A 23987-nucleotide genomic window follows, 5' to 3' on the forward strand; every position below is an offset into this window, starting at 1 on the left:
AAAGGTGCAGAAGGCCGAATGCTAAGAGTGCAGATCTTTCGCCTTCGCCTTTAGCTTTCTGTTTTTTACGGTTCTTGCAGAATGTCTATTGTGCAGGACGATCACTCGGGTCCTTCGCTGGGAATCATGCCGAGATGTAGTAAAATGACCGAAACCTCATCGTTATGAGGCTCCTGCGCCAAACGAATGTATCTTTCGACCAGATTGTCAAGCTCCTGCCGTAGACTCCTGATCTCCTGACGCCGCAGGGGAAGATGAACCCAGGTGTTCACCTCCTTGACGTTGGTCGTTATGGGGTGATTTATTCGCATATCAGACGGCACGAACCGGCGGACGACCGTGGCGTTTTCGTCAAGTGAGATGTGAAAATCCCAAGTGACGGATTCCTGCTTGGCGACGCGTTTGAGGCCAGCCTTGAAATCGTCCCAGAGGGGGTCGAACTGCTGCTCGATGTGCTGCTCTATGAAATAGACGTCAAGATCCTTGACGATAAACGACGTGCTGACTGCACTGTAGAGCGCGGCGTTGGTTGAAGAATCATGACCTACTTGCACCACCAGGCCATGTTCTAGAAATTTATTAACCCAGTACAGCATCCGTTTGGCGGAGACGCCACAGCGCTTGCCTGCTTGCGACACGCTGCACGTGTTTGTCATAAACGGCACCAGCAGCCTGACCTTCTCTGTCTCCAACAGGGCAAGCGAACGGTCGGATACGCCGTGCAGGATGACAGGAGGGGCCGACATGATCCAGACTACATCGTTAGCCCCACACCTGACAGGTCGGGAAAACGCTGTCCAGAAGGCAAAAAAGGTTGTCATCCGCCCCAGTGCCTCGCCTTCTGATGCTGAGACTCTTGCCGAGTTGCTGGAAAAACAGCCCGGCTACTTCCACTGAGACGCACTCTTCCCAACTGACGCTCGGTAAGACCTTTAGGGGGCCGAGGAAGAACCTACTGGGGTTGTCAACATTTGAGAGGTAAAGGGCCGCCCCCGAACCTGAACCCACCAAAACGCAGAGCAGGAAAGGAGGCCGGGGCGTGCTGCTCCAGCTTTCTTCTTGCCGTGGGCTAGCATCGGAAAAATGTCTTCTCCCGATCTCTATGTTTTCTCCGGACTGCCTGGAACTGGCAAAAGCAGTCTGGCCCGGCGGCTCGCTCAACATCGGCGGGCCGCCTACCTGCGACTGGACACGGTTGAGGCGGCACTGTTGAATGCCGGGCACCGTGAAATCACGGTAGAGGGCTACGCGGTGGAATACGCGCTGGCAGAAGACAATCTGCTGTTGGGACTGAACGTGGTTGCCGACTGCGTGAATCCGCTGGCAGTTACGCGAGAGGCATGGGCCGAGGTAGCGCAGCGGGCTGGGAGCAGGCTCGTCAATATTGAAGTCGTCTGTTCGGACGCAGAGGAGCATCGGCGGCGGGTGGACGCCCGGTGGGAGGACGACTCTCAACATCTACCAAAGTGGTCGCCTCCCGACTGGGACGGGGTTCAGGAGTCTGTGTGGAAGTACGAATTTTGGAAGACGCCTAGACTGGTGCTCGATACAGCACACGGGACACCCCAGGAAAACTTTGCAGCGTTGCTGGACCTGCTCGGTGGGCAGGGCTGATGCCCCCCACCCTCCTCGTCGTCTCCGGCCTTCCCGCTTCCGGCAAAACCCATATCGGTTCGCGGCTGGCGCGGGAGCTGGGGTGGCCCTTCGTGACCAAGGACGAGTACAAGGCGATCCTGCACGACCATCTGCCGGGGCCGACCCGTGCCCAGGCCGGGCCGCTGAGTTTCGAGATCATGTACTACGTCGCCGGGGTGGTGCTGGCGGCGGGCGGGAACGTGGTGCTAGAAACCCACTTCTACCGGGGCGTCAGCGAGCCGAAGATTGAAGCCCTTGCTCGAACGCACGGCGCGGAGATCGTTCAACCCTTCTGCGAGGCGCCGCTGGACGAATTGCGGCAGCGACATTAGGCGCGGGTGGCCTCGGGTGCCCGGCCCCACATCGACCTGCCCATCGACCACGCCGAGTTGCCGGAGAGTACCTGCTGGACACCGCTGGCCCTGAACGCCCCCCTTCGCCGGGTGGACACCACCCAGCCTCAAGACAGCGCCGAACTCGCCCGCTGGGTGCGCGAGCAGGGCTGAGGGGAAGGCCCACCCGGAGCCTTCCCCTCTTTTGCTGACGGCTGAAAGCTGACTGCTCCCCTACGCCCCGTACTTCTGCAACTTCAGCGCGTTCGCCATCAGCAGCGGCATCACGTCGGTGCCCCGGCGCAGGCCCAGGCTGCCCTTCCCCGCCTCCTCCTCGGTGTAGCGGGCGGCCATATCCTTGCGGCCATAGCGGCTGTTGATCAGCAGCGGCACCGGGTGCCAGGAGTGGCTGGCGAGCTTGCTGGGGGTGGAGTGGTCGCCCACGATGCACAGCACGTCGGGCTGGAGTTCGCGCAGGCGGGACAGCAGGGCGTCGAACAGTTCCACCTTCTTCACCTTGGCGTGGAAGTCGCCGTCCTCGCCGGTCGAGTCGGTCTTCTTGATGTGGAAGTAGAAGAAGTCGTAGTCGGTCCAGTGCGCGGCGAGCGCGGCGACCTTGCCGTCTAGCGCGTCTTCTTCGCCCTCGACTTCCAGCACATCCATCCCCACCAGGCTGGCGAGGCCCTTGTACATCGGATAGGAGGCGATGCAAGCGGCCCGCAGCCCGTAGGTGTCCGCGAAGGACGGGAAGTGCGGCACGTCGCTGTAGCCCCGGAACAGCACCCCGTTGACCTGCGGCTCGTCCGCGAGCACGGCCTCGGCGCGGGCGACGAACTCGTTGACGAGGAAAGCGGTGCGCTCGCTGGCGGGGTCGCCTCCCACCGCCGTCTGGGGCGGCACGCCGGTTACCTGTGGGTCCACGTCGCTGAGGTTGGCGCCCAGGCCCTGCCCGGCCTCGTCCACGCCCTGCGAGCGGAAGACCACCACGAAGCGGTGCTCGGACTCGGTGTAGATCTCGACCGGGGTGCCGTCGATCTCGGGAATGGCGGCCCTGAGCCGCGCCACGATCTCGGCGTTCTTCTCGTCGCTGGGGCGCCCGGCGCGGCGGTCGGCGATCACGCGGCCTACCCCCAGCGAGGCGAAGTTGCCGCGCACCGCCACGTCCCCGGCCTTCAGGTGCACGCCGATGCCCACCGCCGAGAGCGCCCCGCGCCCCACCACGTAGCGCAGCGGGTCGTAGCCGAAGAGGCTCAGGTGCCCCGGCCCACTCCCCGGCGTGATCCCGGCGCCCACGAGTTCGACCTGCCCGAGCTGCGACTCCAGCGCCAGCGCGTCGAGGTTGGGCGTCTGCGCGGTCGCCAGTTCGGTGTCGCCGTTCACCGTGAGAGGCAGGCCGCCCACGCCGTCGAGCACGACCATCAGAATCTTGCTGTCGGTCTTCTTGGCGATGGTGCGAATGGTGTCCATCAGGTCGCTCATGGGGTTCAGTCTACGCGCAGGCCGGGGGCGCTCCAGCCCGCCCCACCGCAAGAAAGACATCCGGCGCGGGGGCCGGATGTCGGGGATGGCTGGCGGGTCAGCAGCTAGTGTTGCTTGATCTGCTCGTCAGTTTCCAGCAGGTCCACGCCCTCGCGGTGGGCCTCGGCCTCGGCCTCGGCTTCGGACATGGCGGGCTTGCGGGTGGCAAGAAAGGTCCCGATGATGGCGATGGCGGCCATCACGGTCCAGAACAGCGCCTGCGGCATATGAAAGGTGGGCACCCAGGGGTAGACCTCGTGGGCGGCTTCCAGCGTCTCCACGCCCAGCTTGACGGCGATCCAGCCCACCAGGGCGTAGGCCACGTTGTCCATCGCCGGGTAGCGGTTGAGCACCTTGAGAAAGACCGTCGCCGCGAAGCGCATCAGGATCAGGCCGATGATGCCGCCGATCACCACGATGGTCAGGCCCTGCTCGGGCGGCATGTCGCGCGGGATCAGCGCCACGCCCGCCAGGATGGAGTCCACGGAAAAGGCGAGGTCGGTGAGGTTGAGCAGCACCACCGTGGCCCAGAAACCCCGGCCCTTGGCCGCGCCGACGCCCTCGGCCTCGTTGTGGCCTTTCTTGACGAAGTGGCTGATGGCGAGGTAGGCGAGGTACAGGGCGCCGAAGGCCCGCAGCCACCAGTATTCCAGCACGTAGGAGGCCAGCAGCACGCCCAGAATCCGCAGCACGACCGCGCCGCCGATGCCGTAGGCGAGCGCCTTGCGTTGCAGGTCCACGGCAAGGTGCCGGACCATCACCGCGAGCACGAGGGCGTTGTCGGCCGACAGCAGCCCCTCGAGCAGCACCAGCGTGCCGAGAATGGCCCAGGTCTCGGCATTGAAGGGGGGCAGTTCGAGTCCAAACATAATCGGGTCAGTCTAGCGGCCCCGCCGGGTGAAAATGTCTGGAACCTTCAGACGATTTGCCCCTGTGCGTCCAGCGCCGGGTAGGGTTTGCCGCGCTCGCGGTAGCCGGGGGCGAGGTCGGGGTACCCCCACTCGAAGGCGAGGCGGGTGAGATCCTCCGGGGAAAGCTGCGGCGCGTCGTACATCCCGGCGACGAGGCGCTGGCGCTGCGCCTCGAACAGAATGGTCGCGGCGGCCACCGACACGTTCAGGCTCTGGACCATGCCGAACATCGGAATGACGATGTTGGCGTCGGCAGCCTCGGCTGCCTCATCGGAAACCCCCCATTTCTCGGCACCCAGCAGCACGCAGGTGGGGCGGGTGTAGTCGGGTTCGCGGTAGTCCACGCTGCGCTGCGAGAGGTGCGTGGCGAGGACCTGAAAGCCCCGGCCCTGCAACTCGCGCACCGCCGTCACCGCGTCCGCGTGCGCCTGCACCGGCACCCACTTGTGGGCGCTGCCGGAGGTGGCCGCGTAGGTGTGGCCCTCGAACGCGGCGAGCTGCCCGCCCTTCGGGGGCACGGCGTGGGCCTGCAAGACGCCCACCGCGTCGCAGGTCCGCACGATGGCCGAGAGGTTGTGCGGCTTGTTGACCGCGTCCATCAGGACCGTCAGCGTGGGCTGGCGCCGCCGCAGGACCCGCAGAATCTTCTGGTAGCGTTCGGGCGTCATCGGGCCAGAGGCTAGCGCACGGCGCTCAAGCCGCGCTCAACCCTCCTCCGCCCCGCACTCAGGCCCCGTCAGCTTGCGGGTGCTAGCACTGGGGGTATGAAGTTCGCCTTGCCCCTGGCCGCCCTGTTGGCCTCTGCCGCCCTCGCCGCCCCGACGGCAAAAGACGTGAACCGGGCCGCGACCCGCGCCGCCGGAGCACTCGATGGCGTGCTGCGAACCTGCCCGGTGAGCTTTGCGCGGGTGGGCACCGCAGACAAGCAGTGCGTGGGCGCGAGTGGCAGCGCCGAAGCGGTGCGCGGCAAGCTCAGCGCGGCGCTGGAGGGCGACCTCTACGGGGTGTGGCGCAGCCGCGACAGCCAGCGCAGTGTGTACAACTGGGTCCGCACGGCGGGCGGCTACGTGTATCTGCGCGTGCAGCCTGACCCGGAAGGCCGGGCTGGATCGCTCCTCTACTTCGACTTGCCCCCCGAGAGCGAGGGCGGCGCGGCAGCGACCCAAGCCGCGCCCCGCGTGACGGTGAAGCCCACGCCCACTCCGGCGGCCACGACGCCAGCGCCCCGGCCAAATCCCGCACCCCAGCCCACCCAGACGCCCCGCCCGGCTCCGGCTGCTGCGACGACCGCGCCCCGCTCGCTCGCTCCAGTCCCCTTCACACGGACCCTGCGGCTGCAAGCCCAGCGCATGAACGGCGCCGACGTCCGCGCGGCGCAGGACCGCCTGATCGCCCTGACCCGGCCCAGTGGCGGCGGTCGCGGCGATGGCTGGTACGGCCCGGTGACGGCGGCGACGGTGCGGGCCTTCCAGTCGGCCAATGGCCTCCCGGTGACGGGCACGGTGGACCGCGCGACCTGGACGCGGCTGTTCAGCGAGCAGGCCCGGACCTTCCCGGCCAGCAGCATCAAGTTGCCCTGAGGTCCGCCCCCGGCTGAAAAAAGCTCCCGCATGAGGTCGGGAGCGGAAGACCCGACTTCACCCGGCCGGGTTGAATTGTGGAACACCCTCAGTGTGCGGGCCCTGCATGCGAGTCCGATTTGGGCGGAGTCTGGGGGCCTTCATAGAAGGCACAGCCGCCCTGGCCAGAGCAGCCAGGGCGCTTCGGGTGGTGCACTCGACTGGATTCGAACCAGTGGCCTGCCCCTTAGGAGGGGGCCGCTCTATCCAACTGAGCTACGAGTGCGTAGCGGCAGGAGTATAGCAGCAGCCCCGTTGCAGCAGGAGCTTACTGGCTGGTGATCGGCGTGGGAACGTGCAGCTCGTAGCGGCCCAGGCCCTGGGTCTGGAGGCTGCGGCGGTAGGTGCTTTGACCGCTGGGCAGGTACACGTAGTGCTCGGCACGGCTCCAGCCTGCGGCAAACTGCCACTGCTGCCGCATGTCCGGGGCGGCGGTCTTGAAGGTCACGGTAACGGCCTTTTCCGCGTAGACGGCGCGGTCGTGGGTCATCAGGTCCAGGGTTTCGCCCGCTGCCCGCTGACCGTTGCCGTCGCGGTCCTGCCACATCACCCAGTGCAGCAGCAGGACGGGGGTGCCGGGAGCACTGACCTGAAGGTCGTCGGCGCCTTCCGGGAGCCAGTCTTCAATGGGCCGCGCTCGCCCGGACTGTTCGCGCCAGAGGGCCGGGTTGACCTCGGTGCGAGTGGCTCCGGCGGTCACGGCCTGCTGGTAGACACTTTCGCCCGACTCGGTCAGCAGGTTGAGGTACACGGTGGTCCCGGCGGGGGCGGCGGGGTGGCGTACCTCCACGCCGGTCGGCAGCTCCGGGCGGCCCCCGGTCGGCGAGGAAGGCCCGGCACCGCAGGCGGTCAGGGCCAGCAGGGACAGCAGCAGCAGGCGCTTCATTTCTGGCCTCCGCCCAGGGACAGGCCCTGGCTGGTGAAGTAGTCGGTGCGTTCGTGCAACCGGATGTTCAGCCGCTCGTCGGCGGACGGCAGGCTGTTCATGCTTACCAGGTAACGCCCCGGCGTGGCGCTGGGCTGCAACACCTGATGGCGGACGAGCGACCAGCCCTTGGTGCGGGTGCCCGTCTCGGTGCTGCGCCCGTCGGGGCTCACGAAGCGGTAGGTGAAGGCCTCAGTCGCGTAGCTGTAAAGGTCGTGCGTCTCGTACAGCACCTCGCCCGATTCCGGCGCCCCATTGCGGTTGGCGTCGCGGAACAGCATGAAGTAAAGGTTGCAGGTCCGCACCGTGTTCGGCGTGACCGTCACCTCCTGCATCCCGGCCGTCTCGCCGCCCAGGAAGGGGGTGGTGCAGGCGGGGTTCTTGGCCCACGTGTCAAGGCGGTACCCGTCCAGGAACAGGGTGGCCGAGGACGCCGCCGGGCCGGAGAGCGGCGTGAAGGTCACCACCTGGGACTGATACCCCCCAGTCTTCTCGTCCTTCACGAAGGCGACAGCGGCGAGCTTCACGTCGGTGGTGTCCTGAACCGTGGGGAACGTGAAGGACAGTTGCGAGGGCGGAAGGTAGGGCGTCGGGCGGGGGCCGGGGCCGGGGCAGGCGGTCAGCAGGGAGACGCACAGGGCGCCCACCCCCAGCAGCCGCATGGAAAAAGAGCCGGGAAGTGTGATCACTCCCCGACTGTACAAGGTAATTTTCGCACGTTGTGGCAGATTTGCCGGGGCCGCCCCTCAGCGGTTCATGATGTGAATCGCCTGCTTGTGGACGGCCTCGGCGGCCTCCAGCATCGTCTCGCCCAGGGTGGGGTGGGCATGGATGGTCAGGGCCACATCGGTGGCGGTCGCGGCCATCTCCAGCGCGAGGCTGGCCTCCCCCAGCATGTCCGACGCGTGCGGCCCGACGATATGCACGCCGAGCAGCAGGTCGGTGTCCTTTTCCACGACCATCTTCACGAAGCCGTCGGTCTGCTGCAGGGTCATCGCGCGGCCCGACGCCGAGAGGGGGAACACGCCGATCTTGACCTCGTAGCCCTTTTCCTTCGCTTCCAGTTCAGTCAGGCCCACCCAGGCGAGTTCGGGCGAGGTGTAGACCACGCCGGGGATGGCGACGGCGTCCTGCGCAGCGGGCTTCCCGGCGATGACCTCGGCGGCGACGAGGCCCTCCTTCATCGCCTTGTGGGCCAGCATGGGGTTGCTCGCCACGTCCCCGATGGAATAGATGTGCGGCACGTTGGTGCGCTGCTGCTCGTCGGCGGGGATAAAGCCCCGGTCGGTCACGTGCACGCCTGCCGCCTGCGCGTTCAGGCCGTCGGTGCGGGGACGGCGGCCGACGGCCACCAGCACGCGGTCGAAGACCTCCACCCGCTTCTCGCCGGTCTTCACGTTCTCGATCTCGACGTGGATGCCGTCGTCCTTTTGCACGGCGCTGTTGGCCTTGGTCTGGGTCTCGAACTCGATGCCCTGTTTCTTCATCGCCCTGCCGAACTCGCGCACGGCGTCGGCGTCGGCGCCGGGGATGATGGTGGGCAGGAATTCGATGATGCGGACCTGGGAGCCGAGGTTGTTGTACACGTGCGCGAACTCGAAGCTGATCACGCCGCCGCCCACGCACAGCATCCGCGCGGGAATGGGGTCAGGCACGACGAGCGCCCCCGTCGAGTCCACGATGCGCTGCTGGTCCACCTCGATGCCGGGCAGCCGGGCGGGTTCGGACCCGGTGGCGATGATGATGTTCGCCGCTGTGTAGGTCTGGTCCCCCACCTGGACGGTGTGCTCGTCCACGAAGGAGGCCTGGCCCTTCAGGGACGTGACCTTGTTCGCCTTGAACAGGCTGCTCACGCCGCCGGTGAGCTTCTTCACGATGCCGTCCTTCCAGCCGTTGAGCTGGGCGACGTTCAGCGTCTGCTCGCCGAAGGTCAGGCCGAACTCGGAGGCGTGGCGGGCCGCCGCCATCTGCTCGCCCGCGTGCAGCAGGGCCTTGGTGGGGATACACCCCACGTTGAGGCACACGCCGCCCACCGACTCGCGCTCGGCGCAGGCCACCTTCAGCCCGAGCTGCGCCGCGCGGATCGCCGCGTGGTAGCCGCCCGGCCCGGCCCCGATCACGAGCACGTCAAAGTCCATCTGCTTGGTCATGGGGGGCAGTCTAGCGCCCACCCGGAGGCGGCCCGTGTCCCGCAGCCGGAAGTCGGAGTGCGGGCGGCCATCCGCACGGGGGGTGAGTCCGGGCAGGCGGGACGCTACGCCTCCAGAAAGTCCGTCACCACCCGGTTGAGCACCCACCAGCCCCCCGGGGTGGCCCTCAAGCGGTCTCCCTCCAGCATGAGTAGGCCGCGTTCCACGTTCGCCGCGAGGGGCGTGGCATACCGCGTCCGCATGTCCACCCCGCTGCGCCGCGAGAGGTCGGCCAGGTCCAGCCCCGCCCGCAGCCGTAGCCCCATGAACAGAGCGTCGGTGACGTACTCCTCGGGGGTGATGGCCTCGGCCTCTCCCCCCTCCCCCGTGAGCCAGTCGTGCAGGTGAGGGTTGGTGCGCCGCAGGGTCAGGACCTCACCGCCCGGAGTGGCCGGATAGTGCCCCGCCGCTCCCGGCCCCAGCCCCAGATACGTGCGCCCCTCCCAGTAGGCGAGGTTGTGGCGCGACTCCTGACCGGGGCGGGCGTAGTTGCTGATCTCGTAACGGGAGAAGCCCAGGTCGGTGAGGCGGGCTTCCGTCTCCTCGAAGCCCCGGCGCTCGTCGTCCTCCTCCACCGTCACGCCCCGGCGGGCGAACTCGGTGCCCGGTTCGATGGTGAGGGTGTAGGCGCTGACATGGCCCACGCCCAGCTCGACGAGGCCACGAATGTCACTCTCCAGCGGTTGCCCCGGCACCGCCGTGATGAGGTCGCCGCTGACCCGGAAGCCTGTCTCTACCAGCGTTGCGACGGCCTCCCGCGCCTGCCGGGCGTCGTGCTGGCGGCCCAGAAACTTCAGGGTGGCGTCGTCGAGGCTCTGCACGCCCACCGAGGCGCGGCCGAACCCGAGGTCACGCCACAAGGCCGCCCGCGCCGGGCTAACCGTGCCGGGATTAATTTCCAGCGTGTTCTCGGCACGGCCCCAACCCAGGTGACGGCGCACGCTTCCCACCAGCGCCGTGATTTCCGCGTCGCGCAGGAAGCTGGGCGTCCCGCCGCCGATATAGACGGTATCGAGGTCCACCGGGTACTCGTCCGCCAGCCGCGCCGCTTCCTCCTCCACCCGCTCCAGATACCGCTCGACCAGCCCGGCCCGCCGCGTCAGGACGTGGAAGTCGCAGTAGGGGCAGATGGTCGGGCAGAAGGGGACGTGGACGTACAGGTGACGGACGGTGGGGTCGAGGACGGGCGCGGGCACGGGGGCAGGGTAGCCGGGAAGTGGAAAGCGGTGCGCGGTGCAGGTTGCGTTTGCCCCGCCGCGTTCAGACGGATGGTTGCTGGGTCAGGAAGGCCCGCAGACGCTCCGCATACGGCCGCCGCTCCTCCGGTGTCGTCGTGCGCCGCTCCGGGGTGAGGACGTAGAGGTTGTCATCCATGTAGCGCGGAAAGACTTGGAGGTGGTAATGCCACACGTCCTGCCCTCCACTGGGTTCATTGTGCTGGCGAGTGGAGATGCCGTCACAGCCGCAGACAGCTTTGAGGGCCAGGGCGATCACGCGGGACATGTCGTGTATAGCCGCCCCATAATGTGCGGGAAGCTCATACAGGTTCTCGAAGTGCTCGTTGGGCACGATCACGACGTGGCCCGGATTGTTGGGCCACCAGCAGGAGGAGATGAAGGCCGTGACGAGTTCGCCACGCCGCACGATGTCTTCCAGCTGAGTGTAGGGCAGGGGGCGCGGTACGCCCCGCACGACATCGCAAAAGGGGCAGTCGTAGGACTCTGGGGCGTGGTTGTGCATGGGGCTCACCCTACCCGCCGACGCCGACCCCTACCGCCCGTGTGGCGTGGCGTCCATCCAGGCTTCCAGGGCGGCGCGGACGCCCTCCGGGGCGGCGACCACGACGGGCACGCCCAAAGACGCGGCGGCGCTCGCGGCGGGGCACTCGCCCTCCGCGCCCCCGAGGTCCAGAGCCGCCGTCCAGGCCGTGAAGGTTCCGCCCTCGCGGTAAACCACGCCTCCCCCGTCCTCCACCTCCCGCTCCGGTAGCGTGACCTCCGGCCCGGCGGTCAGCGCCCGCTCCCCCACGACCACCACGCCGCGCACCGGGCTTTCGTGTAAGGCAGCGAGCAGCGGCGTCAAGCCCTCGTGGACGAGGAGGCGGACCTCGCCCTTGCCGTCGAGGGCTTGCAGGGCGGCGGGCAGTTCGCCTGCCAACTCCGGGGGCGCGGCGACGAGCCAGCGGTGGCCCCCTGCCCGGCCCTCGAACAGGGCGCAGGCCGAGCCGTAGAGGTCCGTCCAGGTGCGGGTGTGGTTCATGGGGGTCAGCATACCGAGCCGCCCTCCCGCTCCTGCTCCAGTCGCCTCAGCAGGTCCCGCGCCCGGCGCCCGCACCAGCCGGGGCCGAAGTGCCCGCCCGCCACGTCGCGCAGGTAGTCCAGCAGCAACCGGCGGTCGAGGTGCAGGGCGCTGACCTCGTCTTCCAGCCCGGTGAGGCGGGCGCGGGCCGCCTCCAGCTCGGCCTCCCGTGCGGCGACCTGCCCGCGCAACTCGCCGAGTTCGGCCCGGACCTCTCCGCGCAGCCCCGCCGCCTGGGTCCACGCCGCCTCGCGGCCCCGCAGCAGCAGCGTCAGCCCGCTGAGCAGCAGCCCGCCCATCCCCGTGAGGGCGGCGAGCAGTTCGGTGGGCGTGAGTTGATCCATAGACACCTCCAGGCAGGGGCGCGACCTCTCGCATCTTCCTCCCCGTTCTGTTGAGAGCGGATTTTGAAGCCGGATTTCGTGGAGGTCATTGTGTCCCCCAGCGCCCCACCTGTCAAGCGACCTGTCGCAACCCGGCTTGCGACGCGGTCCAACTGCGGGTATGCTGGGCAGGACCGACCATGACCGAGACGGCTCCCCCCCTGAGTGCCCCCGAAGCGGGCGAGTTCCTGCGGCGCAAGCTGCGGGAACGGGGGCTGACGCAAGCTCAGCTCGCGGCGCGGGCGGGGATTCCCGACCCCGGGTACCTCAGCCACCTGCTGAAGGGGCGGGTCAACGTGGCCGGGTCCAAGTACCTGCGGGCCATCGCGGGGGTGCTGGGGCTGACAGCGGGGGAACTGCGGCGGATCAACCCGGCGCTGGTGGTAGAGGAGGTCGCGCTCCCCGCCCTCCCCTCCCCGGACATTCCCGAGGGACTGCGTGAGGCGGGCGAGCGGTACGCGGCGGTCGATCCGCTGATCGCGCACCCGAAGGTGCAAGCGGCGCTGGCGCAGGCCGGGAACTTCTACGGGCGCGGGCCGCAGACCGCGCCGGAGTGGTTCCGGTACTTCACCAGCGTGCGCGAGTGGATCGAGGTGGACCCGTGAGCGAACTGGGGGCGGCCTTTCTGGAGTTCGTGGACCGGGTGCACGCCGCGCACGGCTACGAGACCGATTTCTGGAGGCTGGCGGCCAGCCTGGATATTCCGGTGGCACCGGGGCCGTTCAGCAGCACGGTATCGCTGCCGCGCACGGTGATCACGCTGGAGGAAGGCGTGTACCGCAGCGAGCGCACCTTCGTGAAGATGCACGAGGTCAGCCACGCCCTGCTGCGCGACAGCGGCATTGAGACCGAGTTGCGCTGGCAGGCCGACTCGCCGGAGGACTTCCGCGCCCAGGTCGAGGCCTACTGCAACTACGGGGCCGCCCAGCTCCAGATGCCGGGGCCGCTGCTGGACGAAGCCCTGCGCCGCTATGGGGTCAGCCCCGGCGCCGTGCTGCACTTGGCCGAGGTCAGCCGCACCAGCCTGCCGGTGGCGATGCGGCGCCTGGTCTACGGCCGCCTCGAACCCGACGCGCACCGCGCCGCTTTCGTGACCCAGCGCAGCTACGTGCGCGACGTGGCGAGCGCCAACATTGCCCTCGATTTCGGGGTGGGCACCCGCATCCCCGAGATCGCCCTGCGCCGCCAGGATGCCCGGCTGCGGCGGGTGCCGCGCGAGTACGGAACGGGGCTGACCCTGGGAACGGTGGCGTGGTGAGGGAGCCTGGGGTGAGGGGCAGGGGACCCTTTGCGACAGTCGGGGGGTGAGCACCGAACCCCTCCAGCCCCTGGACTCCGCCCTGGCCGCCCCGCTGCTGCGCGGGTTGCGCGACGTGATGGCGCGGCACGGCGCCCTGAGCCTGCGTGCCCGCGCCGGGGAGACGGGCGTCCTGGCCCGCCCCGCCGCCCTGCACCTGACCTGAGCGCAGGCGGCGGCCCTCCCGGAGGGCACGGTGTTGGAAGAGGAACGCGACGAGGTGACCTTCTACGCCGACCTGCTGATGGCCCTGCTGCGCGTGAACGTGGGGCGGGCCGAGTTCAGGGAGGGCAGCCGCCTCGCCTTCGTGCCCGACGCGCGGGAGCCGGGCGGCGTGGCCTTTGTGGGCGAGGGAATTGTCTTCGCGCCCCGGCAGGCCTGACGGACCAACCTTCAGCAAAAAGCCCCCGCCTGTCGCGGGGGGGGTTTCTGTGGCGCACCCTGTAGGACTCGAACCTACGACCGACCGCTTAGAAGGCGGTTGCTCTATCCAACTGAGCTAAGGGTGCAGGGCTAGGCGCTGGGGAACGGAAAAAGCCTCCGCGGGGGAGGCTCAAATCTGGAGCGGGATCACGGATTCGAACCGAGGCCAGAAGCTTGGAAGGCTGCTGTGCTACCACTACACCAATCCCGCCCTGCTGCGCGTGCTGAGGCCCTTCCGAAGAAGGTGGTCGAGGCGACTGGATTCGAACCAGCGACCCCTTGGTCCCAAACCAAGTGCGCTACCGGCCTGCGCTACGCCTCGTGACCTGCACCCGCGCGGAAGGCATGATAGCAGAGGCGGGGGCGGCCGTGTCCAGAGCCCGTGCCCAGAGGGAGTATGCTGGGAGGCTGTGAACGCGGCGGCCCGTGTCAAGACCTACCTCGACCTCGTGAAGTTCGAACACACCGTGTTCGCGCTGCCCTTCGCCTACGCGGGAATGCTGCTCGCCAGCATGGAGGTGAACGGCACCGGCTGGCCCGGCTGGGAGGTGCTGCTGTGGGTCACCGTGGCGATGGCCGGGGCACGCACCGCCGCGATGGCCGCCAACCGGGTGATCGACCGCTTCATCGATGCCCGCAATCCCCGCACCTCGGGCCGCGAGGTTCCCAGCGGCAAGGTCCGCCCCACGCAGGCGTGGGGGCTGGTGGTGGGCAGCCTCGCGGTGATGGCGTATGCGGCGGCGCAGCTCAACCCCCTGTGCCTCTTGCTGTTGCCGCTGGCGGTGCTGTTTTTGATCGGCTACCCGTACACCAAGCGCTACACCTGGCTGTGCCACGCCTGGCTGGGCGTCACCGACGGGGCGGCGGCGGCGGGCGGCTGGATCGCGGTGACGGGCGAGTTCGCGCCCGGCGCGTGGCTGCTGTGGGCGGTCGTGATCTTCTGGATGATCGGGCTGGACGTGATCTACGCGACCCTCGATTACCGCTTCGACCGCCAGAACGGCATTCAGAGCATTCCTGCCCGCTTCGGCATCCCCCGCGCCCTGCGGATCGCCGCCGCGAGCCACGCCCTCACCTTTGGGCTGCTGCTTGCGGTGGGCGTGGTCACGGGGGCGAGCGTGTGGTATTACCTCGCCGCGCTCGTCATGGGGGGCATCTTGCTGTACGAGCACCGCATCGTGAATCCCGACGACCTCGGGCGGGTCAATGTGGCCTTTTTCGATGCGAACATGTGGCTGGCCCTTACCATGCTGGCGGGCGTCATCCTGGACGTGATGTGGCGCACCCTGACCTGAGCGGGCTGGTGCCGCCGGACGCCGCCCAAGCCTTCCGGGACGGCGAGGAGCGTCTCGCCCTGACCCGGTTGCGCCGCGCCCAGGCCCATCAGGAGACCGGGAGCCTCCGCTGGGCCATCTTGGAGCGCCTCTGCGGTCTGGTCCTGATTCACCTGCTGCGGGAGGTGGAAGGCACCTTTGCGCTGGAGCGGGCCGACCCCATTCTCGACGCGGCGGGGGTGCCCCGGCCAGGGCTGGAATGGTTGGAGGATGAGGACGCGGGCCAGGGGGGCAGGGTGCCCTAGAATTCCTCTCATGCACGCCGGGAGGAAGGAAACGCCTTGACGCTGGAGAGTTCCGACACCGAGTTCGCAGCGACCCACGCACCCTACGCTGCCGAGGGCACGCTCTACCCCGGCCGCGAGGGCAGCCCGCTGCTGGAGTTCGCGGCGGGGGGGCGGGTGCTGTATCTCTTTGACCGCAGCGGCCCCTACGCCGCCCGGCCCGGCCCCGCCCGCTTCGTGATTCACGGCCTGCTGGACCCGGCGGGCACCTGGCGGTTGGAGGAGGACAAGGCGCACGAGGAACAGCTCGAGATCCTGGGGGTCTCGGCCGTGACGGGGCGGGGCCGCGTCCTCAGTGTGGGCCGCCAGATCTGGGCCGTTCAGGCGCGGGTGCCGCTCGTCCTGGGCAGCGTGGGTAGCCTGCCTTCCGCCCGTCCGGGGGACTGGGTGGCCTTCCGGACCCTGCCCCCCCTCCACGGGTTTGTCCCTCCCCTTCCCTGATCCCGGCTTCATGAAGAGGTGAGGAACGCGTGTGGCCCAGATGGGTCTTTACTCAAGACTGCAGCCTCCGGCATAGTGTGATGGATCCATGACGCACCTTCTGCTGCCGCTGCCCGCCGAGCCTTCTGCGCCCGAGGAAGCGTGCCTGGTCATGACGGATCTGGTGGGCAGCACCCGCATCGCGCACAGGCTGTCGCTGGGCGCCTACGCCGCGCTGATGGCCGAGTTCGTGCAGGTGCTGATGCTGAGTTTCGAGGTGCATGGGGGGCAGGTGCTGCAGCACCAGGGCGACGCGGTGCTGGCCCTGTGGCCCGCCGAGGCGGCGCAGCAGGCCCTGCGAGCAGCGGTGGGCGCCCATGACCGGGCCGCGGGGCTCGGACTGGCCGGGGCGCTGGGCCTGCAGCTCCGGGTGCGTTCAGGAGTCGCGGCGGGCGAGGTCGTCACCGGCATGGTGGGCGGGCAGCCCAGCGCGTACGGCCTTCCCGTCAACTACGCCCGGCGCCTGTGCGACGCGGCCAACCCCGGCGAGACGCTGGTCTGCGGGGCGGCGGCCCGTGCGCTGGGTCCCGGCGTGCCGTTGCTGCCCCGCACCCTGCCGCCCCTGCGGGGATTTGGCCCCCACAGCCAGGCGTACCGGGTGCTGGTGCCCGCCGCCCCAGCCGCGACCCCCATGAAAACTGGTTAAGCGGCCGGGCCGTCTTCTCATGAGAACGGTTCATAGACTGACCGCATGGAACGCAAGCCTCTGGTCCTCGTTATCGAGGATGAAAAAGACATTGCCCGCTTTATCGAGCTGGAGCTGGCCGCCGAAGGGTATGCCACCGAGGTGGCCTTTGACGGCGTGACCGGCCTGAGCAAGTTCCGCGAGGTCAACCCGGACCTCGTGATCCTCGACCTGATGCTGCCTGTGCTCGACGGCCTGGAGGTCGCCCGGCGCATCCGCAAGACCAGCAACACGCCCATCATCATCCTGACGGCCAAAGACGGCATTCAGGACAAAGTCGAGGGGCTGGACTCGGGCGCCGACGACTACCTCATCAAGCCCTTTTCCATCGAAGAACTGCTCGCCCGCGTCCGTGCCCATCTGCGCCGGGTGAACCCCGCCGTCACAGGAGAGGTGCGGGTGGCCGACCTGGTGATGAACCTCGACGGGCGCGAGATTTTCCGGGGCGGGCGGCGGGTCGAGCTGTCGGCCAAGGAGTTTGAGCTGCTCGAGCTGCTCGCACGCAATCCCGGCAAGGTCTTCTCCCGCTTCGAGATCGAGGAAAAAGTCTGGCCCGAGTACACCGGGGGCAGCAATGTGGTCGACGTGTATATCGGCTACCTGCGCCGCAAGCTTGAAGAAGGCGGCGAGCGGCGCCTGATTCACACCGTGCGCGGGGTGGGGTACGTGCTGCGCGAGGAGTAAGCGGCGGGATGCGGGGGGGGTACACTGCCGGGCGTGACGGGTTTTCCTGACGCGCCCGGCTTCCCTGTATCCCAGGGCCGCTGCCCCCCTGCCCCGGCGGAGGCGGCTCCGTGAGCCTGCGCTGGCGCCTGACCCTGTTTTACACCGGGCTGGTCGCGCTGGTGCTGGCGGCTGTATCGGTGGCGGTGTTTTTCACCATTCGGGGCAGCTTGGTGGGCAATCTGGAGCGCGAACTGAGCAACACCTACGTGCTGCTGCGGGACGTGGTGCCGGGACTGAACCTCAAAAACCCCCTGACCTCGCGCGAACGGGACGCGGCCGGGATTCTACCCCAGGCCCGTTACCTCTTTCCCGACGACGCTATTCAGGTCGAGGAGCTGCCCACCTACGACCTCGCCTCGCTTCAGGAGGACTTCGCGGCGGCGCGGGACCCACGGGCACGGGGACAGTTTCTGGATTTTCTGCGGGGTCTGGCAGGCAGTCGGCGGCAGACCATCGGCATGAGCGGGGACAACCCGGTGCGGCTGTCCGACGAGGAACTTACCCGCCTGATCGGGTCGCCCGACGGGCGCATCCTGGTCGAGCGGGAAGTCCAAGACCCCTACACCGAGATCCGCCGCCCGCACCGCTTCCTGGTGGCGCTGGGGCCGCTGCAACTCGACCCCGGAGCGCCCCCCAACCTCGCGGTCGCCTACATCGGGCGCCCGCTCGACCCGGCGCTGCGGACCCTGGCGCAGCTTCAGCAGGGAGTGCTCGCACTGAGCCTGCTGGGGCTGCTCGCGGCGGCGCTGGGGGCCTACGTGCTGGCGGGACAGGCGCTGCAACCCCTGCGGCGGGTCCAGCAGGCCGCCGAGGGCATCGGCGGGCAGAATCTGGACGAGCGGGTGCCCGTGCCCAGGACCGGGGACGAGGTGCAGGCACTCGCGCAGGCGCTGAACGCCATGCTGGGCCGCCTCCAGGCCAGTTTCGAGGCGCAGCGCCGCTTTACCTCGGACGCCAGCCACGAACTGCGGACCCCCGTCACCGCGATCAGTGGGCACGCGGGCTACCTGCTGCGGCGCACCAACCCGACCGGGCAGCAGCGCGAGAGCCTCAACATCATCCGCTCAGAATCCGAGCGCCTCACCGCCCTGATCGCCAGCCTGCTGGAGCTCGCCCGCTCGGACAGCGGGGCGCTCACCCTGACCCGCCAGCCCATCCTCTCGACCCTCTTTCTGGGCGAGGTGGCCCGCGAACTCGCCCCGCTCGGGCAGGCGCAAGGCACGGCATTGCGGGTCACGGGCGAGGAGGTGGCCTTCGAGGGCGACCCCGACCGCCTCAAGCAGGTGCTGATCAACCTCGTGGGCAACGCGCTCAAGGCCGGGGCCACCACCGTGACCCTGACGAGCACCCCGCAGGAGGAGGGGCGCGAGGTGCGCCTCAGCGTGGCGGACGACGGCCCCGGCATTTCGCCCGAGCACCTCTCGCGCCTCTTCGACCGCTTCTACCGGGTCGAGGACAGCCGCAGCCGCGACCAGGGCGGCGCCGGACTGGGCCTGAGCATCGCCAAGGGCATCGTGGACGCGCACGGCGGGCGCATCTGGCTGGAAAGCGAGGTCGGGAAGGGGACAGTGGCCCACGTGCAGCTTCCGGTGGGCGACGTGCCGACACTGGAAGAGGAAGACGTGCCGTGAGTGGAGGCTCCCACCGAACCTTCAATCCCGGCCTGAACCGCGTCACCCTAGGTCACTTCGAGGGGCTTCCGGACGGGGTGGCGGGCGCCTGCTGCTCGCAACCTCGGCGGGTGGGGATGAGGGCGTGAGGGCTTCTCCCCACTTACCCCAGCATCAGCGCGTGCAACTCCTCCATCAGCTCCTCGCCCTCGGCGGTCGTGCGGGCGACGAGGAAGATGGTGTCCTCGCCCGCGATGGTGCCCACGATGTCGTCGCGGCGCAGGCGGTCGAGCAGCAGCGCCACTCCGGTCGCGTGGCCGTCGGCGGTGCGGATGACCAGGATGTTCTCGCCCCGGTCCACGTCCTTGACGAAGTTTTGAAAGAGGCGCCCGAGTTCTTCTTCCACCCCCTGATGCCCCGCCATCTGCGCCAGAGCGTAGCGGTGGCGGCCCTTGCCGACAGGCACGCGCACCAGCCGCAGCTCGTTGATATCGCGGCTGACGGTGGCCTGGGTGACCTGAATGCCCTCCGAGCGCAGGCGCTCGACCAGCTCAGCCTGGGTGGAGACGCTCTCGCGGGCGATGATGTCCTGAATGCGCTTCTGGCGCTGGTCCTTGCTGAGCACACGTCATGGTATGCAGGCGGGGTGAATAAGGCAAACGGGGGTGTCAGCGGGCCGTCCCGCGCACCCGCCGCGCCTCGTCCAGCAGCCTGCGGGCCACCTCGCGCTTGCTCAGGCGGGGCCAGGCCTCGTGCGAGCCGTCCGGGCGGACCAGCGTGACCTCGTTGTCGTCGCCGCCGAACGCGGTGCCCTCGCGCGTGGGGTAATTGAGCAGGATGAAGTCGGCGTTCTTGCGCCCGGCCTTGGCTGCCGCCCGTTCCACCCCCGCGTGCGTCTCCATCGCAAAGCCCACCAGGACACGCTCCCCCTTCTCCCGCCCCAGCTCCGCGAGGATGTCGGGATTGGGGGTGAGGGTGACCGTCACGTCACCCGCGACTTTCGCCTGTTTCTCGGTGGCCGCCTCGGCCGCGCGGTAGTCGGCCACCGCCGCCGTCATCACGACGATCTGGGCGTCCTGCGCTGCGTTCAGCACGGCGTCTCGCAACTCCAGCGCCGTCTCGATGCGGCTCACGGTCACGCCGGGAGGGTCGGGAAGGGTGACTGGCCCCGTCACCAGCGTCACGCGGGCGCCCCGGTCCCGCGCCTCCTCGGCCACCGCAAAGCCCATCTTGCCGCTGCTGGGGTTGCTGATAAAGCGCACCGGGTCGAGGTATTCGCGGGTCGGCCCGGCGGAGACGACGACGTGCAGGCCCGCGAGGTCCTGGGGAACCGGGGGCGTGAGCAACGCCAGCACCGCCGCCGCGATCTCCTCCGGCTCGGCCATGCGCCCCAGGCCCGACCCCTCCCCCGCTGTTCCAAACGCGCCGACCTCCGGCCCCAGGAAGCGGTGCCCCCAGCCGCGCAGCGTCTCCGCGTTGGCCTGCACCGCCGGGTGGGTCCACATCTTCTCGTTCATGGCGGGCACCCACAGCACGGGGGCGCGGACGCTCAGCAGCGTGGCCGAGGCGAGGTCAGAGGCGTGCCCCCCCGCCGCCCGCGCGAGCAGGTCGGCGCTGGCTCCCACCACGACGACCGCGTCCGCCCGCGCCAGGGTCAGGTGCTGCGCGTCCGGGCGCGGCGAGAACCACGTCGTGTCGGTGGCGACCTCGTGCGCGGCCGCGGTGGCGAGGCTGAGTTCAGTCACGAAGGCGAGGGCCGCGTCGGTGGCGATCACCCGCACCTGGGCTCCGCGCTCGCGCAGCCGCCGCAGCACCGAGGGGGCCTTCACGGCGGCGATGCTGCCCCCCACAATCACGAGGATGAGGGGACCGGGCGGCGTTGGAACAGTCGGGGCGGGCGCAGTCACCCGGTCAGTCTAGAGGCCCGCCCGCTGCGCCATCTGGCCTACCGGGGCCGGGACCCCCGGACGTTAGACTCTCCCGCATGACCACAACCCTGAATGCGGTCGAGCGCGTGCTCACCGTTTCCCAAGAGGCGACCCGCTGGGACACCTACGCTCCCCGTTTCGAGGCCCTGCTCGCCACCGACCTCGCCGCCGAATCGGTGCCCGGCTGGCTGGCCGAGTGGAGTGCGCTGGAGGCCGAGCTGGGGCAGGCGGGCAGCAAGCTCGCCACCCACGCCGACCTCCACACGGACGACGCGGCAGCCCAGGCCCGCTACGCCCGCTTTCTGGAGGAAGTCTCCCCCCAGGCGCAGCGCACCGGGCAGGCCCTGATCGAGAAACTGCTCGCGGTGCCCGGCTACCAGCCCGCCCCCGACTTCGCCCTGACCTACCGCCGGATGCGCGACGAGGCCGCCCTCTTCCGTGAGGCCAACGTGGACCTCGGCGTGACACACGAGGCGCAGATGAACCGCCACGGGGTCATCACCGGCAATCAGCAGGTGGCGCTGGACGGCGAGACGCTAACCGTGCCACAGGCCAAGCAGCGTCTCGACCACCCCGACCGCTCGGTGCGCGAGGCCGCGTGGCGGGCGCTCGCCGCCAGCAACGGCGAGGTCGCCCCGCAGCTCGACGCGCTGATGCTGGAGCTGCTCCCCACCCGGCACCAGCTCGCGGCGAATGCCGACCTGCCCTCCTTCCGCGACTACATGTGGAAGCGACTTGACCGGGTGGACTACACCCCGGAAGACTGCCGCGCCTTCCACGAGGCCGTGCGCGACGAGGTCGTGCCCCTCGCCGCCGAGATCGTCGGGAACATCGCCGCCCGGCTGGGGCTGGATTCGGTGCGGCCCTGGGACTACAACCGCAACAACCTCCTCGACCCGGAAGGCCGCGAGTCGCTGAAGCCGTTCACGACGGGAGCCGAGCTGGAGACGCTGGCGCAGCAGGCTTTCGACGGTCTGGACGCCGAACTCGCCGGGCGCTTCGGGCAGATGCGGGAGGGGGGTCTGCTGGACCTTGAATCGCGCCCCGGCAAGATGACGCACGCCTACTGCCAGTACTTCCCGGTCGAGAACCAGCCGTTCGTGCTGATGAACGTGGTGGGCACCGCCGAGGACGTGCGGGTGCTGTTCCACGAGGTCGGACACGCCTTCCACGGCTTCCTGAGCGGCGCCGCGCAACCCCTGGTGTGGAACCGCTGGAGTCCCATCGAGTTCGTGGAGATTCCCTCCATGGCGATGGAGTTCCTGACGCTCGACCACCTCGGGCATGTGTTCTTGGCGGAAGAACTCGGCCGCTACCGCGAGAAGCAGCTTCAGGGCGTGGTGGCCTTCCTGCCGTGGGCCGCGCAGATGGACGCCTTCCAGCACTGGCTCTACGCCGAGGCGGGCGACGGCGTGACAGTCGCGGACCTCGACGCCAAGTGGCTGGAACTCGACAAGACTTTCCACCCGTTCGTGAACTGGGAGGGGCTGGACGAGGGCGTCCGCGCCAAGGGCTGGCAGTATTACCACATCTTCCGGGCGCCCTTTTATTACATCGAGTACGCGATGTGCTACCTCGCGGCGGTGGGCATCTGGCGGCAGGCGCGGCAGGACCCGGCGGGGGCGCTGGAGCGGTACAAGGCCAGCCTGCGCCTGGGGAACACCGTGCCCGTGCCCGAGCTGTACCGCGCCGCCGGGGCCGAGTTCCGCTTTGATCGCGAGCACATCCGGGGGCTGATGGGCTTCTTGCGGGAGCGGCTGGCCGAGGGGAGCTGAGCCAGGGAACGGAAGGAGGGGGCGACGTGCACACCGTCGCCCCTTTCTCTGTCGAGCTTACGGCACCACCAGCAGCGGTGCCTCGGCGCGGCGCAGCAGGGTCTCGGCCACGCTGCCCAGCAGCATGCGGTCCATGCCCCGGTAACCGTGGGTGCCCAGCACCAGCAGGTCGGCGTCCTGGGCCGCGTTCAGCAGCTCGTCGACCGGGCGGCCGCGCAGGACACGGAACTCGGCGTCCACCCCCGCCGCCTGCGTCACGGCCAGGGTGGCCTCGCGGGCCTTTTCGGCCTGCACTTCGAGCAGCCCGCGCACGTAGTCGCCGTCCAGGCCCGCCCACTCCACGAAGGGACTGACGGGCGGTTCCTCGATCACATGCACGAGGTCGAGCGCGGCACCCGCCGCCTGCGCCAGCGGCAGGGCGCGGCGCAGGGCACGCAGGCTGGGGGCACTCCCGTCACAGGCGACGACGAATCTCATGGCTCCTCCCGGGCGGCCAGCGCGGGGCAAAGGGTGGGGCACCGGCCTTGCCTCCAGCCTACTCCCCGCGCTCCAGCCTAGCGCGGTGTGCGCCGTTTGGCCCATGTCTCCAGGCGGCCCGCCCCTCACACTGTGGACATGACCTCGTTTTCTGCCTCCATCTGGACTGTTTCGCCCTTCGATCCACCGACGGCCACCCCCGAGCAGCGGCTCGCGGTGGGCCAGCTTCTCACCGACAGCCACGCCTTTGCCCTGCCGGACGACCCGCCCCTGAGGCCCGAACTGGAAGCGCTGGGCCTCACCCATGTTTCGCCCGACGAGGCAGCGCGGCACTTCGTCGTCTGGGACGGCGACCAGGCCGTGGCCTGGGGGAGCCTGGGCTACAGCCTCACGCAGAACCTGCACGCGGCTCACGCCCGGCTGATCGTCCACCCGGACCTCCGGCGACAGGGGCTGGGCCGCGCCGTGGCGGAGGCCCTGCGGGAAGCCGCCCGCGAGGAGGGCCGCCGCCTGATCACCCTGGGGACGACCAGCCACGTGCCCGCCGGGGACGCCTTCGCCCGCACCCTGGGGGCTGAGCCCGCCCTTCCCATGCGCCAGAGCCAGCTCGACCTCGCGGGACTGGACCAGGGGCTGCTGGATCGCTGGACCGCCCGCCCGGAGGGGGACCCCTACCGCCTGCACCTCTGGACCCGCGTTCCCGACGAGTTCCTGGGCCGCATGGTCACCATGATGGAGGTCATGAACACCGCGCCCAAGGGTGACCTGGAAGTCGACGACTGGCGCATCACCCCCGAGATGGTCCGGGCCTGGGAGGACATGATCGAGGAGGCCGGGGAGATCCGGCTCATCCTCGCCGCCGAGGACACCCGCACGGGCGAGCTGATGGGCTACACCGAGACCTTCTGGCACCCGGAGCGGGCCGCGCTGGTCTACCAGGGAGCGACCGCCGTGCGCCCGGAGGCGCGGGGGCAGGGCCTGGGCAAGTGGCTCAAGGCGCAGATGCTCCGGCACGTGCAGGCCGAGTTCCCCGGCGCCCGCTGGGTGCGGACGAACAACGCCGAGGAAAACGCCGCGATGCTGGGCATCAACGTGGCGCTGGGCTTTCAGCCCTGGGCCAGCTTTACCGAGTGGCAGGTGCGGCTGGGCTGACCCAGG

At 69.1% G+C, this 23987-nt stretch carries 31 protein-coding genes and 4 tRNA genes; 17 read left to right on the forward strand and 18 right to left on the reverse strand.

Annotation, left to right across the window (positions count from 1 at the left end):
* Positions 1–101 precede the first annotated feature (101 nt).
* Positions 102–746 carry a hypothetical protein gene (locus tag F8S09_RS08135; RefSeq protein ID WP_152870941.1) on the reverse strand — a complete coding sequence of 215 codons (645 nt, stop codon included), beginning with the start codon at positions 744–746 and terminating at the stop codon, positions 102–104.
* Here F8S09_RS08135 and F8S09_RS17635 point away from each other — a divergent pair.
* From F8S09_RS17635 to F8S09_RS17955, 4 genes are all read left to right on the forward strand, one after another.
* Entirely contained in the window at positions 745–897 is a 153-nt protein-coding gene (locus F8S09_RS17635) for a hypothetical protein (RefSeq protein WP_194165266.1), read from the forward strand. The two genes, F8S09_RS08135 and F8S09_RS17635, sit on opposite strands and share 2 nt — an antisense overlap.
* Before the next feature lie 186 nt (positions 898–1083).
* Positions 1084–1614, forward strand: a complete 531-nt coding sequence (locus F8S09_RS08140; protein ID WP_152870944.1) for an AAA family ATPase — start codon at positions 1084–1086, stop codon at positions 1612–1614.
* The gene (locus F8S09_RS08145) at positions 1614–1967 is read left to right on the forward strand and encodes an AAA family ATPase (RefSeq protein ID WP_227978563.1); all 354 of its coding nucleotides are present in this window, start codon (positions 1614–1616) and stop codon (positions 1965–1967) included. The genes F8S09_RS08140 and F8S09_RS08145 overlap by 1 nt, the downstream gene beginning before the upstream one ends.
* Before the next feature lie 6 nt (positions 1968–1973).
* Entirely contained in the window at positions 1974–2141 is a 168-nt protein-coding gene (locus F8S09_RS17955; protein ID WP_227978564.1) for a hypothetical protein, read from the forward strand.
* 60 nt (positions 2142–2201) lie between these two features.
* Here the strand turns inward: F8S09_RS17955 and F8S09_RS08150 are convergent, their stop codons facing one another.
* The 3 genes from F8S09_RS08150 to trmH all read right to left on the reverse strand — a co-directional run bounded on the left by F8S09_RS08150 (position 2202) and on the right by trmH (position 5064).
* The gene (locus F8S09_RS08150; RefSeq protein WP_152870947.1) at positions 2202–3446 is read right to left on the reverse strand and encodes a 2,3-bisphosphoglycerate-independent phosphoglycerate mutase; all 1245 of its coding nucleotides are present in this window, start codon (positions 3444–3446) and stop codon (positions 2202–2204) included.
* Positions 3447–3550: 104 nt separating this feature from the next.
* Positions 3551–4354 (reverse strand): TerC family protein, encoded by an 804-nt coding sequence (locus F8S09_RS08155; RefSeq protein ID WP_152870949.1) that lies wholly within the window; start codon positions 4352–4354, stop codon positions 3551–3553.
* A gap of 47 nt (positions 4355–4401) precedes the next feature.
* The gene (trmH, locus tag F8S09_RS08160) at positions 4402–5064 is read right to left on the reverse strand and encodes a tRNA (guanosine(18)-2'-O)-methyltransferase TrmH (protein WP_152870952.1); all 663 of its coding nucleotides are present in this window, start codon (positions 5062–5064) and stop codon (positions 4402–4404) included.
* A 96-nt stretch (positions 5065–5160) separates the two neighbouring features.
* Between trmH and F8S09_RS08165 the strand changes: the two genes are divergently transcribed.
* Positions 5161–5976 (forward strand): peptidoglycan-binding domain-containing protein, encoded by an 816-nt coding sequence (locus F8S09_RS08165; protein ID WP_152870954.1) that lies wholly within the window; start codon positions 5161–5163, stop codon positions 5974–5976.
* A 188-nt stretch (positions 5977–6164) separates the two neighbouring features.
* On the opposite strand, the gene F8S09_RS08170 is transcribed toward F8S09_RS08165, so the two are convergent.
* The 8 genes from F8S09_RS08170 to F8S09_RS08205 all read right to left on the reverse strand — a co-directional run bounded on the left by F8S09_RS08170 (position 6165) and on the right by F8S09_RS08205 (position 11771).
* Positions 6165–6241, reverse strand: a tRNA-Arg gene (locus F8S09_RS08170).
* Between the two features lie 42 nt (positions 6242–6283).
* Positions 6284–6901 carry a hypothetical protein gene (locus F8S09_RS08175; RefSeq protein WP_152870957.1) on the reverse strand — a complete coding sequence of 206 codons (618 nt, stop codon included), beginning with the start codon at positions 6899–6901 and terminating at the stop codon, positions 6284–6286.
* Complete coding sequence (locus tag F8S09_RS08180) at positions 6898–7629, reverse strand: hypothetical protein (RefSeq protein ID WP_152870960.1); 732 nt, start codon at positions 7627–7629, stop codon at positions 6898–6900. The genes F8S09_RS08175 and F8S09_RS08180 overlap by 4 nt, the downstream gene beginning before the upstream one ends.
* Positions 7630–7686: 57 nt before the next feature.
* Positions 7687–9090, reverse strand: coding sequence for a dihydrolipoyl dehydrogenase (gene lpdA / locus F8S09_RS08185; RefSeq protein WP_152870962.1), 1404 nt, complete (start codon positions 9088–9090; stop codon positions 7687–7689).
* Positions 9091–9194: 104 nt separating this feature from the next.
* Complete coding sequence (gene hemW / locus F8S09_RS08190) at positions 9195–10325, reverse strand: radical SAM family heme chaperone HemW (RefSeq protein WP_322618653.1); 1131 nt, start codon at positions 10323–10325, stop codon at positions 9195–9197.
* A gap of 64 nt (positions 10326–10389) precedes the next feature.
* The gene (locus F8S09_RS08195; protein WP_152870965.1) at positions 10390–10869 is read right to left on the reverse strand and encodes an HIT family protein; all 480 of its coding nucleotides are present in this window, start codon (positions 10867–10869) and stop codon (positions 10390–10392) included.
* Positions 10870–10899: 30 nt separating this feature from the next.
* A complete protein-coding gene (locus tag F8S09_RS08200) occupies positions 10900–11388 on the reverse strand; it encodes a hypothetical protein (protein ID WP_152870968.1) in 489 nt (162 codons plus the stop codon).
* A 5-nt stretch (positions 11389–11393) separates the two neighbouring features.
* Positions 11394–11771 (reverse strand): hypothetical protein, encoded by a 378-nt coding sequence (locus F8S09_RS08205; protein ID WP_152870970.1) that lies wholly within the window; start codon positions 11769–11771, stop codon positions 11394–11396.
* A 179-nt stretch (positions 11772–11950) separates the two neighbouring features.
* On the opposite strand from F8S09_RS08205, the gene F8S09_RS08210 reads away from it, so the two are divergent.
* The 4 genes from F8S09_RS08210 to F8S09_RS08220 are packed head-to-tail and all read left to right on the forward strand — an operon-like array spanning position 11951 to position 13489.
* Positions 11951–12415 carry a helix-turn-helix domain-containing protein gene (locus tag F8S09_RS08210; RefSeq protein WP_152870972.1) on the forward strand — a complete coding sequence of 155 codons (465 nt, stop codon included), beginning with the start codon at positions 11951–11953 and terminating at the stop codon, positions 12413–12415.
* A complete protein-coding gene (locus F8S09_RS08215; RefSeq protein ID WP_152870974.1) occupies positions 12412–13068 on the forward strand; it encodes an ImmA/IrrE family metallo-endopeptidase in 657 nt (218 codons plus the stop codon). The genes F8S09_RS08210 and F8S09_RS08215 overlap by 4 nt, the downstream gene beginning before the upstream one ends.
* 46 nt (positions 13069–13114) lie before the next feature.
* The gene (locus F8S09_RS17640) at positions 13115–13273 is read left to right on the forward strand and encodes a hypothetical protein (protein ID WP_194165267.1); all 159 of its coding nucleotides are present in this window, start codon (positions 13115–13117) and stop codon (positions 13271–13273) included.
* A 30-nt stretch (positions 13274–13303) separates the two neighbouring features.
* Complete coding sequence (locus F8S09_RS08220; RefSeq protein ID WP_152870975.1) at positions 13304–13489, forward strand: hypothetical protein; 186 nt, start codon at positions 13304–13306, stop codon at positions 13487–13489.
* A 50-nt stretch (positions 13490–13539) separates the two neighbouring features.
* Here the strand turns inward: F8S09_RS08220 and F8S09_RS08225 are convergent.
* From F8S09_RS08225 to F8S09_RS08235, 3 genes are all read right to left on the reverse strand, one after another.
* A tRNA-Arg gene (locus F8S09_RS08225) sits at positions 13540–13616 on the reverse strand.
* 51 nt (positions 13617–13667) lie between these two features.
* Positions 13668–13741 (reverse strand) — tRNA-Gly (locus tag F8S09_RS08230).
* Positions 13742–13775: 34 nt separating this feature from the next.
* Positions 13776–13852, reverse strand: a tRNA-Pro gene (locus F8S09_RS08235).
* An 88-nt stretch (positions 13853–13940) separates the two neighbouring features.
* Between F8S09_RS08235 and mqnP the strand changes: the two genes are divergently transcribed.
* The 6 genes from mqnP (at position 13941) to F8S09_RS08265 (ending at position 18670) form a co-directional block, all read left to right on the forward strand.
* Positions 13941–14825, forward strand: a complete 885-nt coding sequence (mqnP, locus tag F8S09_RS08240; protein ID WP_194165268.1) for a menaquinone biosynthesis prenyltransferase MqnP — start codon at positions 13941–13943, stop codon at positions 14823–14825.
* Positions 14807–15109 (forward strand): hypothetical protein, encoded by a 303-nt coding sequence (locus tag F8S09_RS08245; protein WP_322618654.1) that lies wholly within the window; start codon positions 14807–14809, stop codon positions 15107–15109. Before mqnP ends, F8S09_RS08245 begins: the two co-directional genes overlap by 19 nt.
* A 36-nt stretch (positions 15110–15145) precedes the next feature.
* Positions 15146–15589, forward strand: a complete 444-nt coding sequence (locus F8S09_RS08250; RefSeq protein WP_152870977.1) for a hypothetical protein — start codon at positions 15146–15148, stop codon at positions 15587–15589.
* Positions 15590–15677: 88 nt separating this feature from the next.
* Positions 15678–16274, forward strand: a complete 597-nt coding sequence (locus tag F8S09_RS08255; RefSeq protein ID WP_152870978.1) for an adenylate/guanylate cyclase domain-containing protein — start codon at positions 15678–15680, stop codon at positions 16272–16274.
* A 45-nt stretch (positions 16275–16319) separates the two neighbouring features.
* The gene (locus F8S09_RS08260; protein ID WP_010887388.1) at positions 16320–16997 is read left to right on the forward strand and encodes a response regulator transcription factor; all 678 of its coding nucleotides are present in this window, start codon (positions 16320–16322) and stop codon (positions 16995–16997) included.
* Between the two features lie 110 nt (positions 16998–17107).
* Positions 17108–18670 carry a sensor histidine kinase gene (locus tag F8S09_RS08265; RefSeq protein WP_322618655.1) on the forward strand — a complete coding sequence of 521 codons (1563 nt, stop codon included), beginning with the start codon at positions 17108–17110 and terminating at the stop codon, positions 18668–18670.
* A gap of 142 nt (positions 18671–18812) precedes the next feature.
* On the opposite strand, the gene argR is transcribed toward F8S09_RS08265, so the two are convergent.
* Together argR and coaBC are read right to left on the reverse strand one after the other, a co-directional pair.
* Positions 18813–19274 carry an arginine repressor gene (argR, locus tag F8S09_RS08270; protein ID WP_253582617.1) on the reverse strand — a complete coding sequence of 154 codons (462 nt, stop codon included), beginning with the start codon at positions 19272–19274 and terminating at the stop codon, positions 18813–18815.
* A 43-nt stretch (positions 19275–19317) separates the two neighbouring features.
* Positions 19318–20556 (reverse strand): bifunctional phosphopantothenoylcysteine decarboxylase/phosphopantothenate--cysteine ligase CoaBC, encoded by a 1239-nt coding sequence (gene coaBC, locus F8S09_RS08275; RefSeq protein ID WP_322618656.1) that lies wholly within the window; start codon positions 20554–20556, stop codon positions 19318–19320.
* A gap of 77 nt (positions 20557–20633) precedes the next feature.
* Here coaBC and F8S09_RS08280 point away from each other — a divergent pair, with 77 nt between their 5' ends.
* Entirely contained in the window at positions 20634–22352 is a 1719-nt protein-coding gene (locus F8S09_RS08280; protein WP_152870980.1) for a M3 family oligoendopeptidase, read from the forward strand.
* Positions 22353–22409: 57 nt separating this feature from the next.
* Here F8S09_RS08280 and F8S09_RS08285 read toward each other — a convergent pair whose 3' ends face one another.
* Positions 22410–22829 (reverse strand): universal stress protein, encoded by a 420-nt coding sequence (locus F8S09_RS08285; RefSeq protein WP_194165269.1) that lies wholly within the window; start codon positions 22827–22829, stop codon positions 22410–22412.
* A 138-nt stretch (positions 22830–22967) separates the two neighbouring features.
* On the opposite strand from F8S09_RS08285, the gene F8S09_RS08290 reads away from it, so the two are divergent.
* Positions 22968–23981, forward strand: coding sequence for a GNAT family N-acetyltransferase (locus F8S09_RS08290; RefSeq protein WP_152870982.1), 1014 nt, complete (start codon positions 22968–22970; stop codon positions 23979–23981).
* Positions 23982–23987 lie beyond the last annotated feature (6 nt).

This window comes from Deinococcus terrestris (assembly GCF_009377345.1).
Classification (GTDB): domain Bacteria; phylum Deinococcota; class Deinococci; order Deinococcales; family Deinococcaceae; genus Deinococcus; species Deinococcus terrestris.

Excerpts from the sequence above, each read along its gene's own strand:
- F8S09_RS08205 (WP_152870970.1), bottom strand. The coding sequence starts at position 11,771 with ATGGATCAACTCACGCCCACCGAACTGCTCGCCGCCCTCACGGGGATG.
- F8S09_RS08280 (WP_152870980.1), top strand. The coding sequence starts at position 20,634 with ATGACCACAACCCTGAATGCGGTCGAGCGCGTGCTCACCGTTTCCCAA.
- F8S09_RS08285 (WP_194165269.1), bottom strand. The coding sequence starts at position 22,829 with ATGAGATTCGTCGTCGCCTGTGACGGGAGTGCCCCCAGCCTGCGTGCC.
- F8S09_RS08165 (WP_152870954.1), top strand. The coding sequence starts at position 5,161 with ATGAAGTTCGCCTTGCCCCTGGCCGCCCTGTTGGCCTCTGCCGCCCTC.
- F8S09_RS08290 (WP_152870982.1), top strand. The coding sequence starts at position 22,968 with ATGACCTCGTTTTCTGCCTCCATCTGGACTGTTTCGCCCTTCGATCCA.
- F8S09_RS08210 (WP_152870972.1), top strand. The coding sequence starts at position 11,951 with ATGACCGAGACGGCTCCCCCCCTGAGTGCCCCCGAAGCGGGCGAGTTC.
- F8S09_RS08255 (WP_152870978.1), top strand. The coding sequence starts at position 15,678 with ATGACGCACCTTCTGCTGCCGCTGCCCGCCGAGCCTTCTGCGCCCGAG.
- F8S09_RS08175 (WP_152870957.1), bottom strand. The coding sequence starts at position 6,901 with ATGAAGCGCCTGCTGCTGCTGTCCCTGCTGGCCCTGACCGCCTGCGGT.
- lpdA (WP_152870962.1), bottom strand. The coding sequence starts at position 9,090 with ATGACCAAGCAGATGGACTTTGACGTGCTCGTGATCGGGGCCGGGCCG.
- trmH (WP_152870952.1), bottom strand. The coding sequence starts at position 5,064 with ATGACGCCCGAACGCTACCAGAAGATTCTGCGGGTCCTGCGGCGGCGC.
- F8S09_RS08150 (WP_152870947.1), bottom strand. The coding sequence starts at position 3,446 with ATGAGCGACCTGATGGACACCATTCGCACCATCGCCAAGAAGACCGAC.
- F8S09_RS08260 (WP_010887388.1), top strand. The coding sequence starts at position 16,320 with ATGGAACGCAAGCCTCTGGTCCTCGTTATCGAGGATGAAAAAGACATT.
- F8S09_RS08140 (WP_152870944.1), top strand. The coding sequence starts at position 1,084 with ATGTCTTCTCCCGATCTCTATGTTTTCTCCGGACTGCCTGGAACTGGC.
- F8S09_RS17635 (WP_194165266.1), top strand. The coding sequence starts at position 745 with ATGATCCAGACTACATCGTTAGCCCCACACCTGACAGGTCGGGAAAAC.
- F8S09_RS08200 (WP_152870968.1), bottom strand. The coding sequence starts at position 11,388 with ATGAACCACACCCGCACCTGGACGGACCTCTACGGCTCGGCCTGCGCC.
- F8S09_RS08135 (WP_152870941.1), bottom strand. The coding sequence starts at position 746 with ATGTCGGCCCCTCCTGTCATCCTGCACGGCGTATCCGACCGTTCGCTT.
- F8S09_RS08145 (WP_227978563.1), top strand. The coding sequence starts at position 1,614 with ATGCCCCCCACCCTCCTCGTCGTCTCCGGCCTTCCCGCTTCCGGCAAA.
- F8S09_RS08195 (WP_152870965.1), bottom strand. The coding sequence starts at position 10,869 with ATGCACAACCACGCCCCAGAGTCCTACGACTGCCCCTTTTGCGATGTC.
- F8S09_RS08155 (WP_152870949.1), bottom strand. The coding sequence starts at position 4,354 with ATGTTTGGACTCGAACTGCCCCCCTTCAATGCCGAGACCTGGGCCATT.